The 16180-nt window shown below is 37.5% G+C and carries 13 protein-coding genes; 12 read left to right on the forward strand and 1 reads right to left on the reverse strand.

From position 1 onward, the window contains the following. Positions 1-2 precede the first annotated feature (2 nt). Genes ACYIAQ_RS02710 through vprA form a run of 3 tightly spaced genes read left to right on the forward strand, consistent with a single transcriptional unit; the run spans position 3 to position 4611 of the window. Positions 3-1223: an MFS transporter gene (locus ACYIAQ_RS02710; RefSeq protein WP_483562477.1), complete on the forward strand. Its 1221-nt coding sequence runs from the start codon at positions 3-5 to the stop codon at positions 1221-1223. 31 nt (positions 1224-1254) lie between these two features. Then, a complete protein-coding gene (locus tag ACYIAQ_RS02715; RefSeq protein ID WP_483562478.1) occupies positions 1255-3117 on the forward strand; it encodes an FAD-dependent oxidoreductase in 1863 nt (620 codons plus the stop codon). Between the two features lie 57 nt (positions 3118-3174). After that, on the forward strand, positions 3175-4611 hold the full coding sequence (gene vprA / locus ACYIAQ_RS02720) for a vinyl phenol reductase (RefSeq protein ID WP_483562479.1): 1437 nt from the start codon (positions 3175-3177) through the stop codon (positions 4609-4611). A gap of 102 nt (positions 4612-4713) precedes the next feature. Here vprA and ACYIAQ_RS02725 read toward each other — a convergent pair whose 3' ends face one another. After that, positions 4714-6069 (reverse strand): threonine/serine exporter family protein, encoded by a 1356-nt coding sequence (locus ACYIAQ_RS02725; protein ID WP_483562480.1) that lies wholly within the window; start codon positions 6067-6069, stop codon positions 4714-4716. Between the two features lie 142 nt (positions 6070-6211). Here ACYIAQ_RS02725 and ACYIAQ_RS02730 point away from each other — a divergent pair, with 142 nt between their 5' ends. The 9 genes from ACYIAQ_RS02730 (at position 6212) to ACYIAQ_RS02770 (ending at position 16160) form a co-directional block, all read left to right on the forward strand. Further along, positions 6212-6967, forward strand: coding sequence for a DeoR/GlpR family DNA-binding transcription regulator (locus ACYIAQ_RS02730; RefSeq protein ID WP_122019066.1), 756 nt, complete (start codon positions 6212-6214; stop codon positions 6965-6967). Then, positions 6967-7881 carry a 1-phosphofructokinase gene (pfkB, locus tag ACYIAQ_RS02735; RefSeq protein WP_122019064.1) on the forward strand — a complete coding sequence of 305 codons (915 nt, stop codon included), beginning with the start codon at positions 6967-6969 and terminating at the stop codon, positions 7879-7881. Before ACYIAQ_RS02730 ends, pfkB begins: the two co-directional genes overlap by 1 nt. Positions 7882-7897: 16 nt before the next feature. After that, a complete protein-coding gene (locus tag ACYIAQ_RS02740) occupies positions 7898-9853 on the forward strand; it encodes a PTS fructose transporter subunit IIABC (protein ID WP_483562481.1) in 1956 nt (651 codons plus the stop codon). Between the two features lie 228 nt (positions 9854-10081). Beyond that, entirely contained in the window at positions 10082-11788 is a 1707-nt protein-coding gene (locus ACYIAQ_RS02745) for a LytS/YhcK type 5TM receptor domain-containing protein (RefSeq protein WP_483562482.1), read from the forward strand. Between the two features lies 1 nt (position 11789). Next, entirely contained in the window at positions 11790-12518 is a 729-nt protein-coding gene (locus ACYIAQ_RS02750; RefSeq protein ID WP_483562483.1) for a LytTR family transcriptional regulator DNA-binding domain-containing protein, read from the forward strand. Between the two features lie 152 nt (positions 12519-12670). Then, entirely contained in the window at positions 12671-13105 is a 435-nt protein-coding gene (locus tag ACYIAQ_RS02755; protein WP_483562484.1) for a CidA/LrgA family protein, read from the forward strand. Continuing rightward, positions 13105-13830: an LrgB family protein gene (locus tag ACYIAQ_RS02760; RefSeq protein ID WP_122019058.1), complete on the forward strand. Its 726-nt coding sequence runs from the start codon at positions 13105-13107 to the stop codon at positions 13828-13830. The genes ACYIAQ_RS02755 and ACYIAQ_RS02760 overlap by 1 nt, the downstream gene beginning before the upstream one ends. A gap of 279 nt (positions 13831-14109) precedes the next feature. Next, positions 14110-14994 carry a metal ABC transporter solute-binding protein, Zn/Mn family gene (locus ACYIAQ_RS02765; RefSeq protein WP_483562513.1) on the forward strand — a complete coding sequence of 295 codons (885 nt, stop codon included), beginning with the start codon at positions 14110-14112 and terminating at the stop codon, positions 14992-14994. 17 nt (positions 14995-15011) lie between these two features. Next, positions 15012-16160: an SLAP domain-containing protein gene (locus ACYIAQ_RS02770; protein WP_483562485.1), complete on the forward strand. Its 1149-nt coding sequence runs from the start codon at positions 15012-15014 to the stop codon at positions 16158-16160. Positions 16161-16180 lie beyond the last annotated feature (20 nt).

Below are 16180 nucleotides of genomic sequence, written 5' to 3' on the forward strand. Positions count from 1 at the left end.
AAATGATGGATGAAAGACAAATGCCCAAGCTTTCAAACTATCGGTGGGTAATTTTGACCATTGTCGCCTTACTAGATTTAACGAGTAATTATATTCAATTTCAAATCTCAGCTTTAGCTATTCAAATTATGCCAATGCTTCATATTTCGACTGCTCAGTTTCAAAGCCTAGTTATGGCACCAATGTTGATTGCGGTTTTTTTGAGTATTCCAGCAGGTACTTTAGCTGATAAGTTTGGTGCTAAAAAAATTGTTTCAATTGGTTTGATTATTTCAGTTATCGGTGCATTTGGTCGCTTAATTGCTCATAACTTTATTACTATGATGCTGATGTTACTACTGTTTGGTGTCTATATGGCGTTATTAAATGCCAATACTTTAAAAATTTTTGGCATGTGGTTTAAACAAGATACAAACATTGCAATGGGAATATTCTTTGCGTCTGCTAGTGTTGGCATCATCTTATCTCGGATTACTAGTCCAAGATTTCCGAGTGTACAATCAGCTTATATGTTTTCATCGATTTTGCTACTTGTATTGGCAATTTGCTGGTTATTTTTTATGAAAGATATGCCTGCAGGTGAAAAACTTCCCCCTGAAGCAGTAAAGCAAGATCATACTGAATCATCAATGGAATTTTTCAAGGCTGCAGCTCGTAGTAAGAAGACGTGGATTGTTGCAATTAGTGTCGGTGTTGGAATGGGTGCGAGCGAAGCATTTTCAAGTATTATGCCACCAGCTTTTGCTGCCAGAGGTTTATCTTCTGTTCAAGGCAATACAATTGCTGCAATTGCAACTATTGGTAGTCTATGTGGTTCTCTTTTTGGTCCTGCAATTATTGGTAAAGCAAGAAAGGCAAAGCCGTTGATGATTTTAGTGACACTTTTAGCTGGGATGTTAATTGCTATCACATGGTTTATTCCATTAGGCTTACCTCTAATTATTAGTTTGGTTCTAGGTGGTTTATTTGGCGCAATGACTGGCCCATTGATGCAAGCAATGCCGATTACTTTTCCAGAAATTGGACCCAAGTATGCGGGTTCTGCTGGTGGATTAATTGGCACTGTATCATTACTTTTCTCATACTGTATTCCAGTTATTATTTCTTTGGTTGCTGGGCGCAACTATATGTTGACCTTTATTATTCAAGGTATTGTTTTGATGTTAACTGCTGTTTTCATTGCCATATTGCCAGACGCAAATGATGCACGTCGTCGTAAATAAGTTATTTGATTAGTTAAGAAGGATTTTAATTATGGTAAAAATCACTACTAAGCCCGGTAAATACACTGGTTCCGGTCAAGGCAAGGAAAGTCAAATTAACCTTGAGGTCGAAGTGGGCTCAGATCAAATTATTAGCGTTAAGGCACTTGATCAATATGCACCCGGAAGTTTGGCCGATAATGCCTTCAAGAAGATGGCGCAAAAAATTGTTGCGCATCAGGATGTTGATGTGGATGTCGTTTCTGGAGCTTCCGAAACATCACGTGGAATAATCGAAGGAGTTAAAAATGCTTTAACAAAAGCTGATGTTGACTTTGAAGCGCTAAAAGCTAATGGTGCTAAGACCACTATAAGTGCTAAGAAAACCATTAATGTTGATGTTGCGGTTGTTGGTGCTGGTGGAGCCGGTGTAGCTGCCGCACTTGCTGCCAGACAACATGGCGTTAGTGTTGCTCTTTTAGAAAAGACAATTTCGCCATTAGGTGCCAGTACCTTTGCCGGCGGGATGTTTGCCGGTGATAGTCAGCAACAAAAAGATCAAGACCAAGTCGTTTCTAAAAAGTGGCTTTATGATGAATATATGGATGCGTCACAAGGCTATATGAATTCAATTTTAGTACGCAGAATTATTGATGAATCTGGAAAAACGGTTGACTGGCTCAATGAAAATGGTGCAATTATGAAGTTGGTTGATGCCGGAACAGGTGGCAGTTTTGATCATATTGGCATGCCGGCAACTTTGCATGGTTATCAAGAAGGTGGTACAAAAGCCGTTACCAAACTGATTGAAAAGTTTAAATCTCTTGGTGGACAAATGTACTTCGGCTTTGCAGGGCAGAAGTTATTACAAGATGATGCTGGTAAGGTAGTTGGCTTAATTGCGCAAGGTGACGATCAAGAATTACAAGTTAATGCTAAGAAAGTAATTATTGCCACAGGTGGCTTTGGCGGTAATGCCAAGATGCGCAAAGAATATCTGGGTGATGTCAGTACCCAAGGTCAGGTTCTACAAAATACTGGGGACGGTTTGAACATGGCTTGGGATGCTGGAACAGCTCGTCATATTAATGGTTCAACTCACTATTTCTGGCAAACTTTCAGCAATGAGGATATTGGCGCTATGGCCAAGTTAGTGGGACCGAATTGGATGCCATTAAATGCTTTAGCAGATTTTCCTAACTTACGGGTTAATAATCGTGGTCAGCGCTATGCTAGTGAAACTCATGCTTTGGATTTTGCAGTTCACGGTGCGGAACTATCAGAGCAGCCTAAGCAAACCGAATTTGTGATTTTGGATCAAGCGATGCTTGACAAGATTAAGGAAGGCGGCACGGTTGCGATTGAAGATCACTACGGTAAGTGGAAGAATAAGCGTGAATTCTATATGGAATTCAATTATCCGACTGATACCGACGAAAGTATTAAACGTGAACACGAAAAGACGGATTTTACAAGTCTTTTAAACAAGTTGGCTTCTACTAATGTTGTTTTTATTGGTCAAACTATCGCTGAATTAGCTGAACAAATGGGTGTTGATCCTGATAATCTGCAAAAATCGATTACACAATATAATGAAGCCAAAACCAAAGGCGAAGATGATCTATTCTTCTCTGATACTAAGCGAATGATTCCAGTGGAAGAGGGACCATTTTACGCAGTTAAGTTTATTGCCCGCAATCTTGGTACATTAGGCGGTGCCACAATTGATGAAAGAATGCGTGCTTTAGCGCCAAACGGAGAACCAGTTGCTAACTTATATGTTGCAGGAGCCGATGCTTCAGGCATGTATGGAAAGGCTTATGTTGATTTTGAAGGCGGAACTTTAGGCTTTGCATATATTTCGGGTCGCTTAGCCGGAATTGACGCAGCCGAGTCAGTTAAGAAGAACAAGTAATTTTAAAAGGCATGGACAAATTGTACATGCTTTTTATAAAATAATGAGGTCTGAATAATGGAAGAATATGATGTAATAATCGTAGGTGCTGGGTTAGCTGGTTTTGCTGCCGCTACTGAAGCTGCTGACCAGCATTTGAAAACATTGTTGGTAGAAAAGGGCAGAACAACAGGTGGTACTGGCAATTATGTTGAAGGAGTCTTCGCTGCTGATTCTGAAATACAGCAAAAGGAAAATGCTGTTATTGATAAAGACGAATTGCTCAACGAGGAATTAACTTATTCTCATTACCGAGCTGATGGTAAAATGTGGCAAAAATACATTAATCACGCTGGTAAGAATGTATCTTGGCTACAAGATCACGGTGTTAAAATTGCAATGGTTGCCAATTTGGGGTCTGGTGCAAGAACATGGCATCTGTTTGAAGGTAAAGGCCATGATGCAATTCACAATGGTCTTGAACCTTATGTTAAAGAAAAAGGAATTGAGATTGTAACTTTAACAAGAGTAACAAGTCTTAAGAAAAATAATGATCATACTTTTATTGTTACTCTGACTCAAGTTGAAGATAAGAGTGAGCGACTAGTCCGAACAAAGAATGTTGTTCTAGCAACAGGTGGTTACCTTAATGATCAAAAATTAATGCAAAAGACGCCGCATCAAAATCCAGATAATATTATTCCTGTTAATTCTGGTAAAAATACTGGAGATGGCTTGAGACTAGCATGGAGTTTAGGTGCCAAAAAATTCTTTACTGGTATGGCCATGATGTTTGGTGGTCAGCTAAAAGATCATACAATTCCTTCATTCAAACTGTGGGGAACCGCTATTTGGAGTTCTGTTTGTGATCAACCACAATGCTGGGTTAACGAATTGGGAGAGCGCTTTGTTGACGAAAGTGCAGCTGTAGTTAATTGGGCAAATGAGGGCAATGCAATGAACCGCCAAGATCGTGTTTTTTGTATCTTTAGTCAACAAATCTTGGACGATTTTACTGATAAATCTTATCCAAGGTCAATGAAGCCATTTGTTCCAGAGGATCGTTATCCAAGTTTGCGCTCTGATATTGAGCAAGCAGAAAAAGATGGGCGCGAATATTTGCATAAAGCGCTAACCATAGAAGAACTTGCACAAGAAATTGATACGCCAAATTTGCCAGCTTATATTGAGCATTATAATGAAATGGCAGCACAAGGTGAGGATACCGACTTTCATAAGCCAGCTAAGTATATGCTACCGGTTGATGGAAATGGGCCATTTTATGCAATCGAATTAGGTGTTGGAGCCTATACGACTGGTGACGGCTTGCGCGTTAATATTAAAAATGAAGTTTTAGATACTAAAGGACGACCAATTCAAGGACTATATGCTATTGGCGGGGATGGTTCCGCTGTGTTATACGGTGATACTTATGGAGTAAATGTACCAGGAACTCATGCCGGTTATTGTGTTTTCTCAGGTAGAAATGCCATCGAAAATATTGCGAGGAAGTAAAATATTAAAAATGAGTCTAAGGAAAAACAATAAATAAACAAAGAAGCTGATAATTTTCGTTAATTAAAACGTTAATTGATCAGCTTTTATTTTGGGATTTTTTTAATCTGCATGTCGCCACTTGGCGTCTGTCAAAATTCTTGCCGTTAGAAGGCCAATTGGTAAAGCAATGATAATCATTAAGGCATTCATAATCCAGTAAGCACCAATGTTAATATTTGTAATGCCAAAGTTGAATACAGCACGGTACATATATAAACCTGGAACCATGATAACGATAGCTGGTACTGTAATTGCAATCCTAGGAAAGCCGACTCGATCGCGAACAAAACTAGCAATCAACCCCGCAAGTAGTGCACCAATGAATGCGGCCATGGCAGCAGGTGTATGTGAAAAGTCAACTAAACTTAAGCGTAGGGTGTTGGCAAAGGCGCCGATAGCTGCTGCAACTGTTGCCATTGCTGGTGTAGCATTGAACATGATTGAAAACCCATAAACCCCACAAAAACTAGCAATAATGCGAAATATTGTTAAGAAAAGAGGGGATAAATTAAGTGCGGGCATTGAACCAGGACGCAAATTAAGTAAAGTCGCCATTCCCCAACCCGCCATTGTTGCAATCATGACAACCAATATGGCGTATGCAAGTCGCTCAATTCCAGAACGCATATCTAGTTTTGACATATCAAGTCCGGAAGTGATGAATGGAAAGCCAGGAATGACATAAAGTATTGAACCAATATAACCGAATGCATGATGATAATCCCAATGAAGCATAAATTCGCCAAGCTTAAAACTTAAAAAGTAAACAGCACACGAAATAGCCACACCCACAACAATTTTTGCTACTAAAGTAATTTGTTGTTTACCAAGCAAACCGCGGAAGTAATTTCCTATTGCGGCACCGAAAAACGTACAAAGCATTTCAGGCCATCCCCCACCAAGCAAAAAGATAAAACCAGCACATGCTACGCCTGCGCTTAGAGCTGAAATAAGTAGCGGATAACTTTTAGTATTGCGCTCAATTTGCGATAAGCGATGGTGAACTGCACCAATTGTGATGTAATCATTTTCTGCTTCAAAACGACGAACGAAGTTTTCAAGTTTATTTAATTTATTCATATTAACAGCGGTTGAAGCCAGCGATAAGGTTTGAGAATAAGATTGGTTATCAACATCAAAACAGGTATATTCAATAGTAATCAAACCAATATCAGCCGAACAGGTAATATTTAATGCCCGTGCAATTGTATTCATTGAATCTCTAACGCGCCATGCTCCAGTACCACAAGATAATAACATAATGCCAATTCTGCCAACTAAGGAGCCTTTTTCTACAAGTGTTGCGTCTTTGACCAAAGTATCATCTGAACTTTTAAAAAAATCTTTCCAATGAATTTTCATGTGATGTTTAGATGATAGATGATTTTCTACATTATTCGGATTGTTATGTTCCATTAATTAAAATTCCCCCTTAATAGCCAATTTTAATTTTACCACACCGATAAAGGAGGCATTTTTGCATGAAAATGACGCATTTTGATTGTTAATGATTGATTTTATTTACTTAACAGAATAAAATACTTTGGAGGTGAATGGGATGCTCACGCAAGAGCGACAAAAATTAATTGAAAATCGTGTTAATCAACATGGCTTATGTCGGGTAAGCGACTTGTGTGCAATGACTTCAACATCCGAGTCAACAATTCGGCGTGATCTTAATCAAATGGAAGAAAAAGGTTTGATTAAGCGAATTCATGGAGGCGCTCAGTCGGTCACCAGTTTTGCTCATGATGTGTCACAACACATTCGTTTTACAATGAATCACGATGATAAAATCCGAATCGCCCAGTATGCTGTTCAGCACTATGTTCATGAAAATGACTACATTTTTATTGATGCTGGAACAACAGCTTACGAAATGGTGCCATTCTTGGCTAATATGGTCAACGTGACCGTTGTGACCAATGGTCTTGAAACTGCCTTAGGGGCACTTAACCATAATATTAATACTATACTTTTAGGTGGAAGAATTAAGGAAGATACACATGCGGTTGTTGGTCAATCAGCAATTAAGCAATTGAGGAATATGAATTTTGCAGCTTGTTTTGTTGGCACTAACGGGATTGATCATTCGGGGAGTTTGACCACTCCAGATCCTGAAGAAGCGGCAATCAAAAAATTGGCATGGAAACACGCAGAAACAACTTACATTCTTTCTGATATATCAAAGATAGGTGATCAAAGTTTTGCAACGTTTGGTAATATCAAAAATGCAATGTTGATCACTACTATCTTAGATAAAGCGCATCTGGACTTATTACCAGCTAAAATCAATGTGAAAGAGGTTAAATAATGATTTATACGGTCACTGTTAACCCTGCTTTAGACTATGTTATTCAGTTACAGCAGGTGAAAAGTGGGGAAGTTAATAGAAGCAATAATTGCTCATTTTTAGCGGGAGGCAAAGGAATCAATGTTTCTCAAATTTTGAACCAGTTAGGAATTGATAACACTGCTTGGGGATTCGTTGGTGGATTTACTGGTAAAGAACTTGTCCGTCAGCTTAATCAACGGCGAATTGTGAATGATTTTGTTACAATTTCTGATGCTACAAGAGTTAATGTTAAAGTTCATGCCGAAGCCGAAACAGAAATTAATGCTGCAGGTCCAAGCATTACTGAGCAGGAAATAACTGCTTTTAAGGATCGATTAAGTGATTTAAAAAAAGGTGATATTGTTGTTTTAAGTGGTTCATTGGCTCCCACCTTGCCACCCGATTTTTATCAACAGTTGTTACCAACAATTACTCAGGCAGGAGCCAACTTTGTTGTTGATACTACTGGTCAAGCATTGCTGGATACACTTAGTTTTCATCCACTTGTTGTTAAACCCAATCATCATGAATTGGCGGAAATGTTTAATACAACGTTTAATTCTGATGATGAACTGCTTGATTGTGCTCGTAAATTGCTTCAATTAGGTGCACAAAACGTAATGGTATCAATGGCAGGTAAGGGAGGTTACTTAATAACTACTGATCATGTTTATCATGCTAAAGGTGCTGTTGGAACTGCTATAAACTCTGTTGGTGCTGGGGATTCGATGATTGCCGGCTTTGTGGGAACATACGTTAAAAATAATGATCCAGCTGAAAGCTTTAGAATTGGAATGGCTTGTGGTGCAGCAACCGCCTTTACCAAGGATATTGCAGTTAAGAGTCAGATTGAAGCTGTGTTACCGCAGATTAAAGTGGAACAAATTTTATAATTAAGGAAGGATTGTAATGAAAATTAAGGATATATTAGCTCCAGAATCAATGATTATGGAGCTAAAGGCAACTAATCAAAAAGATGCTATTAAAGAAATGGCGGACCTAGAGGTTGAGACCGGTATTGTTAATAATGAAGATGAATTTGTTTCAGCAATATGGGCCCGTGAAAAAGAGTCGACTACTGGTATTGGTGATGGTATTGCAATGCCACATGCTCGTAATAAATCGATTAATAAAGCACGGGTATTGTTTGCAAAGAGTAAAGCAGGAATTGATTATAATTCACTTGATGGTCAACCGGTTTACCTCTTTTTCATGATTGCAGCACCAGCAGGTGCGGATAATACTCACCTTGAGGCTTTAGCAAAGCTATCTAGTTTATTAATTAATCCAGATTTAGTCGAGGCATTGAAAAAGGCTCAGACTCCTGAAGAAGTAATTCAACTTTTTGAAGATGCAGAAGAAAGAACAGATGCAGAGAAAAAGGCAGAGAAAGAAAAGCCCGTTGTAAAGAGTGATCGACCTTTAATAGTCGGGGTAACTGCATGTATTAATGGTATTGCTCATACATATATGGCACAAGAAGCCTTAATTAAAGCTGGTAAAAAACTCGGTGCGGATGTAAGGATTGAAACTAACGGCTCCGAAGGTGTGAAAGACCAGCTGACCGCAGATGAAATTAAGCGCGCACAGGGTGTAATTATTGCTTCTGACAAAAAAGTTGATATGCCACGCTTTGATGGCAAGCCATTAATTAATCGGCCTGTTGTTGATGGGATTAATAAGCCTGATGAATTAGTTGAGAAAATTTTAGCTGGTAATGCCAATGTGTACCATGCGGACGGTCAAGCGGGTGCCCAGAGTAATTCTGGTGAAAATACCAAGCAAGGCTTCTGGGGATCCGTTTACAAGAACTTGATGAATGGTGTTTCGCACATGTTACCGTTCGTTATTGGTGGCGGAATTTTAATGGCCATTTCTTTCATCGTGGAAAACTATGCTGGTGGTCCTAAATCTCCTGCATTCATCTTCTTAAATAATGCTGGTAACATGGCCTTTGCCTTTATGGTACCAATCTTGTCGGGTTACATTGCTGAGTCGATCGGTGATTTGCCTGCTTTAATGCCTGGTTTTGTTGGTGGTTTTATGGCCACCGTATATAGCGGTGCATATGGTGGTGCATATGTTGCCAATGTGGTTACTAATGCAAAATCTCCTGCCGGATTTTTGGGTGGACTTGCCTCAGGATTTATTGCTGGATACTTGGTAGTTGGTTTAAAGAAATTATTCGCTAAGTTACCTAAGTCATTGGAAGGCATGAAGCCAATGCTGATTTATCCAATTCTAAGTTTGCTATTAATCGCTTTGATTATGTATTACATTGTTAATCCGATTTTTAGTACGATTAACTTTGGTATTACCAGTTTCTTAAATCAAATGGGTACAGGAAACTTAACTGTTTTAACTCTGATTTTGGCTGCTATGATGTCAATTGATATGGGGGGACCTTTCAACAAGGCTGCTTATGTCTTTGCTTCTGGTGCATTTGCTAATGATCCTCATTCAACAGTGGCAGCTGTTATGATGGCTGCCGTAATGGTTGGGGGCATGGTTCCACCATTTGCGACTGCAATTGCAACTACTTTCTTTAAGAATAAGTTTACTGCTGATGAACGTCGTGCTGGTGTGACTAACTGGATTTTAGGCTTCTCCTTTATTACTGAAGGTGCTATCCCATTTGCTGCTGCTGATGCTAAACACGTTATTCCTTCATGTATTATAGGTTCTGCAGTTGGAGGAGCTTTAGTCGGCTTTTGGCGAATTGGTGTTCCTGCACCTCATGGTGGTTTATGGGTATCACCATTAGCCAATCATATCGTTTTGTACTTTGTAGCCACAATCATTGGCTCAATTGTCGCAGGTGTGATTTTAGGTCTATGGAAGAAAAATATTAAACATCGTAATTAACAACATAGCATTTAATAAAAAATCTCAATCATTTAGATTGAGATTTTTTTAGTTCCTTTTTTTGGCTGTTTAAAAGCCAAAAAGAGTAATTAAACATGTTTTGTACATTATGAAATTAGTGTTATGGCATAATAAAAGACAAAACTGGGGTAGTCTAACATAAATTAAAGAAGTGAGTGCAAGTTGTTTAATCTATTTATTTTATTATCAGAGCGATTAGGTCTTATTATGGTACTGGCATTTATGCTAGTAAATATGCGTTTTTTTAGGAATCTAATTGAAAAAAGAACGCTTAAATCGCAGACATGGTTGTTTGTAATTTTTTCAATCTTTGTAATTATTTCAAATTTAACTGGGGTGGAGATTTCGAATTCAAAAGAGATTGTAACGCCACTAATTATTACTAAAATGTCTCAATCTGATTCGATTGCTAATACAAGAATGTTAGTGATTACTACAGCTAGTTTGACCGGTGGGCCTTACGTTGGAATGCTGGTTGGATTAGTAGGTGGCTTACACAGAGTCATTTTTGGTGGCTTTTCTGATTATTTTTATATTGTTAGTTCGGTCTTAATTGGATTCTTAATTGGCTTTTTGGGAGACCATGTTAAGAAAAATAATTTGTATCCATCTACACTTTGGACAGTGGTTTTAGCGTTGCTGGCAGAATTGATTCAGATGGCCTTTATTTTTGTATTCCGCGGTTTGGGATTGGTTAAATTGATTTTTGTTCCGATGATATTGCTCAACTCAATTGGCTCGTACTTATTTATTGAGATTTTGCAGACTTATTTATCTAACGAAAGACAATTACGAGCAGTCCAAACTAAAGATGTTTTAGAACTGACTAACAAGACACTACCTTATTTTCGCAATGGGCTTGATCTCGATTCGGCTAAACACGTTTGTCAAATAATTAAAGAATATACTCATTTTGATGCAGTAGGCTTGACCGATCAAAGAAATGTTTTAGCTCATATTGGCATGGGAGAAGATCACCATATTTCAGGAGAACCAGTGCTTACTGATATGTCTAAGTATGTAATTTCAACTGGAAAGGAGAAGGTAGCGTATTCCAAAAAAGACATTGGCTGTCCTCACCACGATTGCCCCCTGACTTCAGCGATTGTTTGTCCATTAAGAGTTAATGATGCAACAATTGGAGCATTAAAGCTCTATTTACGTGAAGGACGGGAAATGACGGTTGTTGAGGAAAATTTGGTTCGTGGGTTAGCGATGATTTTTTCTGGTCAATTGGCAATTGGAATTGCTGAACAGCAGACCAGCCTGGTTAATGAGGCTGAAATAAGAGCACTTCAGCTCCAAATTAACCCACACTTTTTATTTAATGCGATTAATACCATTGGAGCATTGATGCGGGTAAATGTTGATAAAGCGCACGAAGCATTAATGCAATTAAGTACCTATTTTCGACTCAGTCTTAAAAATGGTCAAAAAAAAGAAATTTCATTAGAACAAGAAAAAAAATATGTTGAAGCATATACAGGAATTGAGACACTCCGCTTTCCTAATAAGTTTTCAATTGATTATCAAATCAAAGTACCGGCTGATACCTTGCTACCACCATTTTGTTTACAAATTTTTATTGAAAATGCCATTAGGCATGCTTTTAAGGGGAGAAAGACCGGAAATAAAATTATGGTTGGTTTGACAAAAAAGGGACAATCTTTGGAAATCAAGGTTAGTGATAATGGAAACGGAATCGATTCAAAGGTTCTTGCTCGATTAGGACAAGAAGTAATTGATGAATCACGTGGAAGTGGAACCGCACTTTATAATTTAAATCGACGACTGCAAGGGTTATACGGAACGAGTAGCAAACTTAAAATTGTAACCAGTTCTGCTGGTTCAACTTTCAGCATGAAAATACCAATGAAACAAAGTAAAAATATTGAGAAGATAGCAGGAGATTAAGTTGAAAATTTTAGTTGTAGATGATGAACCGTTAGCACGAACGGAATTATTATATTTAATTAAAAAGAGTCCAAGTTTAAAAAATCACCCAGTAACACTTTATCAAGCAGAAGATATTAAAGAAGCTCAAGGAATTTTGCTAAAGCATCCAATTGATTTATTGTTTTTAGATATTTCATTAAATGATGAAAATGGTTTTGAACTTGCAGAAGAATTGAAGCAGTTAGCTCACGCACCACTAATTATTTTTGCCACCGCATATGATGAATATGCGGTTAAGGCTTTTGATATAGGGGCGTTTGACTACATACTCAAGCCATTTGAGCAAAAGAGAATTGACCGTGCTTTAAAAAAAGCTACTGCAAATCTAACAGCTAAATTTCAGAAGACATCAAGTAACGAAAGTGAAGTTCTGATTGTTGAACTTGATGATCGAAATGTGGTAATTAAAAAAGCAAATATAGTTGCTGCTACAGTTAATAAAGGAGTATTAACGATTACCACTGCCAAACAAAAGTTTGAAACAAGGAAAACTTTGGCCTGGCTAAAGCAGCATTTAACTGATGTAACATTTGTCCAAGTTCATCGTAACGCTATCGTAAATATCGGAGATATTAAAGAAATTCAGCCGTGGTTTAATCATACCTTATTACTTTTGATGAATAATGGTGTCAAAATTCAAGTAGGTCGATCTTATCGAAAAGAATTAAAAAGAAGGTTAGACATGTAAGGACATAAATTTACCTTAAGCGTCTTGTGAAATCGCTTTTAGGTAATTCGTGGTTTATTTTTTGCAGTTCATCCAATAACCAGATACAATTTTCTCTATTTAGCTTATGGTATTACTTGAAAGCAAGTTGTGAGAGAAAGGGAATGGTTTTTATGGAAGAAAAGAAAGTGAAGTCAGCACCAATTTTGGTTCAGATGTTTATTTATGCGGCAATCTTATTTGTGTCACAAGTGATTTCAGATTTGATGCCGAGGTCATTTCCGGTACCAACACCGGTGATTGGATTGATTCTACTTTATGTGTTATTAACTACTAAAGTGATTAAGCTAGAATGGGTTGACTCTTTTGGCAGTGTTCTAATTTCTTTAATTGGTTTTATGTTTGTTCCATCAGGAATTTCATTAGCAGCTAACTTGAAAATTATGAAAGCACAGGGAGTGCAGCTAATAATTGTAATTGTGGCAGCTACAATTATCTTGTTAGTGGTTATTGCATATACAACCAGATTTTTTAGTTGGCTTGTTAATAAGATAACCGAGAGTCAGGTAAATATAAATCACAAAAAGAAAATAGGAGATGCTAAGTAATGAAGTTTATAACTAATCCGTTATTTGGAGTTTTCCTATCACTGGTCGTTTTCTTGATCGGTCAATGGCTATTCAAAAAGTCTAACGGCTTCTTTCTTTTCCAACCTCTGTTTGTAGGAATGATTTTGGGAATTGCTGTTTTAGCAGTTTTAGCCAAATTCTTCAATACAACTACAGCAATAGTTTACACACAAGCCTATAAGCCTGGTGGAGATATCATTTTTTGGTTTATTACCCCGGCAACAATTGCTTTCGCTGTCCCGTTGTACAAGCGTAACGATGTTGTTAAGAAAAACTGGCTGGTAATTTTACTTGGCTTAGTTGTTGGTACATTTATTTCGATGATATTAATTACGCTTGTTTCTAAAGCAGTTGGCCTTGATAGTGTTGGTATTAAGTCAATGCTCAGCCAATCAGCTACCACTGCAGTTGCAATGCCATTAACTAAGTCAATTGGTGGTAATGCTTCAGTAACTGCAATGGCATGCATTATCAATGCGGTCGTTATTTATGCACTTGGTAAGCAACTGGTGAAATGGTTTAATCTCAATGAAGATCCCTTAGGTGCAGGCTTAGGATTAGGAACTTCAGGTCACACAGTTGGTTCAGCTTTTGCGTTAGAATTAGGATCTGTTCAGGGAGCGATGGCATCCGTTGCCGTTGTTGCAACTGCTTTAGTTGATAATTTGTTGGTTCCAATCTTTAGTCATATGATTGGATTATAGTTGTTGAAAATTTTATTATTATGTTACTTACACTGAAAACGTACTGAATATCTGGTACGTTTTTTGTTTTAAAAAATGAAGATAATTTATCACGATAAAAGAAAAATAACTGAAATGTAATATTAATCAGATTGTTAGCAATGTTTAATGCGTTACTTTAATCGTGGCGTTTTTTTAGTGTATAATTGTTATTAATTGTAAGTAACTTTAGTTGAAGTTACGGTTATTTTATTTGGCGATCCCTAACGATAGCCTAAAAATTGTAAAGGAATGACAACAATAATGAATTTTACTAAATTGAAAAAATTATTCGCTGTGACTACCTTAGGGTTACTAGTGCTGACGCTTACTGGGTGTTCATCACAATCAAAAAAAACAGACAAAATTTCAATTATGACTACAACTAATGTTTATGCAGATATTGCAAAGAACGTTGTTGGCAAGTATGGCACAGCACAAGCAATTATTAAGAATGCCAATGTGGATCCCCATGACTTTGAGCCGACTACTAATGATGCTAAAGCTATGTCTCAAGCAGATATTGTGGTTGCTAACGGCTTAGGATATGACAGCTGGATGAACAAATTGGCTTCCTCTGTTGATAAAAAGTCTATATTAGTTGGTGAAGACTTGCTTGGCTTAAAAAAGGGAGATAATCCACATGTCTGGTTTGATTTGAAAATGCCTGCCAAGTATGTTGATTGGTTAGTTAAGGAACTAAGCCGTAAAGATCCACAACATTCACGATATTATCGCAATAATGGTCGTCGGTATTTGGCAGAGATTGCTCGTATTCAAAAAGCTGCTTCAAAAATTGGTGGTCATCACCAGTCAGTCTATGTCAGTGAGCCTGTTTTTGATTATGCATTAAAGGCAGCTGGCTTCAAGGTTGCAGATAAAGATTTTGAAAAAGCGGTTCAAAACAATACGGATCCAAGTCCTGCAACAGTGCAAAAAATGTCGCAGGGAATTAAAGAAAGAAAAATCTCGTTTTTTGTAGTTAATTCTCAGACTTCTAGTTCTACTGTTGATAATTTCGTTAAGATGGCCGATGAACATAATGTTCCTGTTTTAAAAATTCGTGAAACAATTCCAGCAAAAACCACTTATCTAGAGTGGATGACAACAAGTTATCAAAGTTTAGCAGAGATTGCACAAAAATAATATATGAGGAAATAAAAATGAAAAAATTAATTGCTACGATAGCTATGGTTATCGGAATGAGTACGATGCTAACAGCTAGAGTGGTGGAAGTTCATGCTAGTGCCCAGGGTAGTACAATAAATAATAATGCTAAACAGGAAAGTTATGGCGGTCTGACCTATCTGCAGCAAATGTTGCAGCAGGAGGGGATTAAGTACAACTGTTTTTATACAGACAATCCGTTAAATTATCGTAATGGTAAACCTGAAGGAGTTGTCATTCATGAAACAGCAACTCCTAATGCTAGTGCACATGATGAGGCAGTCTATTTCAATCGTGAATGGATGAATATTTATTCTTATGTACATGCCTTTGTCGACCATAATGGTGTTATTCAGATGATGACGCCAGCATATGGTGTTTGGGGAGCCGGTCCTATCGCCAACAATCGCTTTTTCCAAGTAGAATTATGCGAAGAAAATAATCTTACTGATTTTACTAAGAGTGTAAACAATGACGCAATTTATGTGGCTCAAATTATGCACAGATATAATATTGTTCCCGTTAATGCTGTACACACAGGTCAAGGAACAGTTTGGTCACATCGTGCTGTATCGCAGTTTCTTGGTGGAACGGATCATGGCGATCCTGATGGTTATTTTGCCAAATGGGGCTATTCTATGGATGACTTTTTTGACTTAATCAAATATTATTATGACAAACCAGGTTCGCAAGATTCACAAAGTTCGCAGGGAACGCAGAATCCAGACAATTCAGGTAATCATGATAAAGATAATCATACTTCTCAAAAGCCAACTTTGCCAGAAGCTATCGGAAATAAAACTTTAATGCACAATGCAAAAGTTTATGATGAAAATGGTGTAGCTACTGTTACAGAACTAAAAAAAGCTGGTGTAAAGCTTACTATTTATGGTGATAAGATAATTAAAAATAAAAAGTATTTACAAGTAGGACTAAACCAGTATGTTGTTGCCAGCAATGTTGAAGGAAAAATGCGACTTTTAAAGCATAACGCTTATATGTATGATGCAAGCGGAAATCGGACTAATCTAGGCAAATTGTTCCGCGGTAATTCTGTGCGAATATACGGCGGGGCACTCAAAATAACTAATCGCAAATATTATCAAATTGGAATAAATCAATTTGTTAAAGTTGGGAATTTCTAAATAACCAAGTAAGGAGTGTA

The organism is Lactobacillus sp. X-49, from assembly GCF_057063645.1.

Coding starts and splice junctions, on each gene's coding strand:
- ACYIAQ_RS02730 (WP_122019066.1), top strand. CDS start 6,212: ATGCTCACGCAAGAGCGACAAAAATTAATTGAAAATCGTGTTAATCAA.
- ACYIAQ_RS02710 (WP_483562477.1), top strand. CDS start 3: ATGATGGATGAAAGACAAATGCCCAAGCTTTCAAACTATCGGTGGGTA.
- ACYIAQ_RS02760 (WP_122019058.1), top strand. CDS start 13,105: ATGAAGTTTATAACTAATCCGTTATTTGGAGTTTTCCTATCACTGGTC.
- pfkB (WP_122019064.1), top strand. CDS start 6,967: ATGATTTATACGGTCACTGTTAACCCTGCTTTAGACTATGTTATTCAG.
- ACYIAQ_RS02715 (WP_483562478.1), top strand. CDS start 1,255: ATGGTAAAAATCACTACTAAGCCCGGTAAATACACTGGTTCCGGTCAA.
- vprA (WP_483562479.1), top strand. CDS start 3,175: ATGGAAGAATATGATGTAATAATCGTAGGTGCTGGGTTAGCTGGTTTT.
- ACYIAQ_RS02740 (WP_483562481.1), top strand. CDS start 7,898: ATGAAAATTAAGGATATATTAGCTCCAGAATCAATGATTATGGAGCTA.
- ACYIAQ_RS02725 (WP_483562480.1), bottom strand. CDS start 6,069: ATGGAACATAACAATCCGAATAATGTAGAAAATCATCTATCATCTAAA.
- ACYIAQ_RS02770 (WP_483562485.1), top strand. CDS start 15,012: ATGAAAAAATTAATTGCTACGATAGCTATGGTTATCGGAATGAGTACG.
- ACYIAQ_RS02745 (WP_483562482.1), top strand. CDS start 10,082: ATGGTACTGGCATTTATGCTAGTAAATATGCGTTTTTTTAGGAATCTA.
- ACYIAQ_RS02755 (WP_483562484.1), top strand. CDS start 12,671: ATGGAAGAAAAGAAAGTGAAGTCAGCACCAATTTTGGTTCAGATGTTT.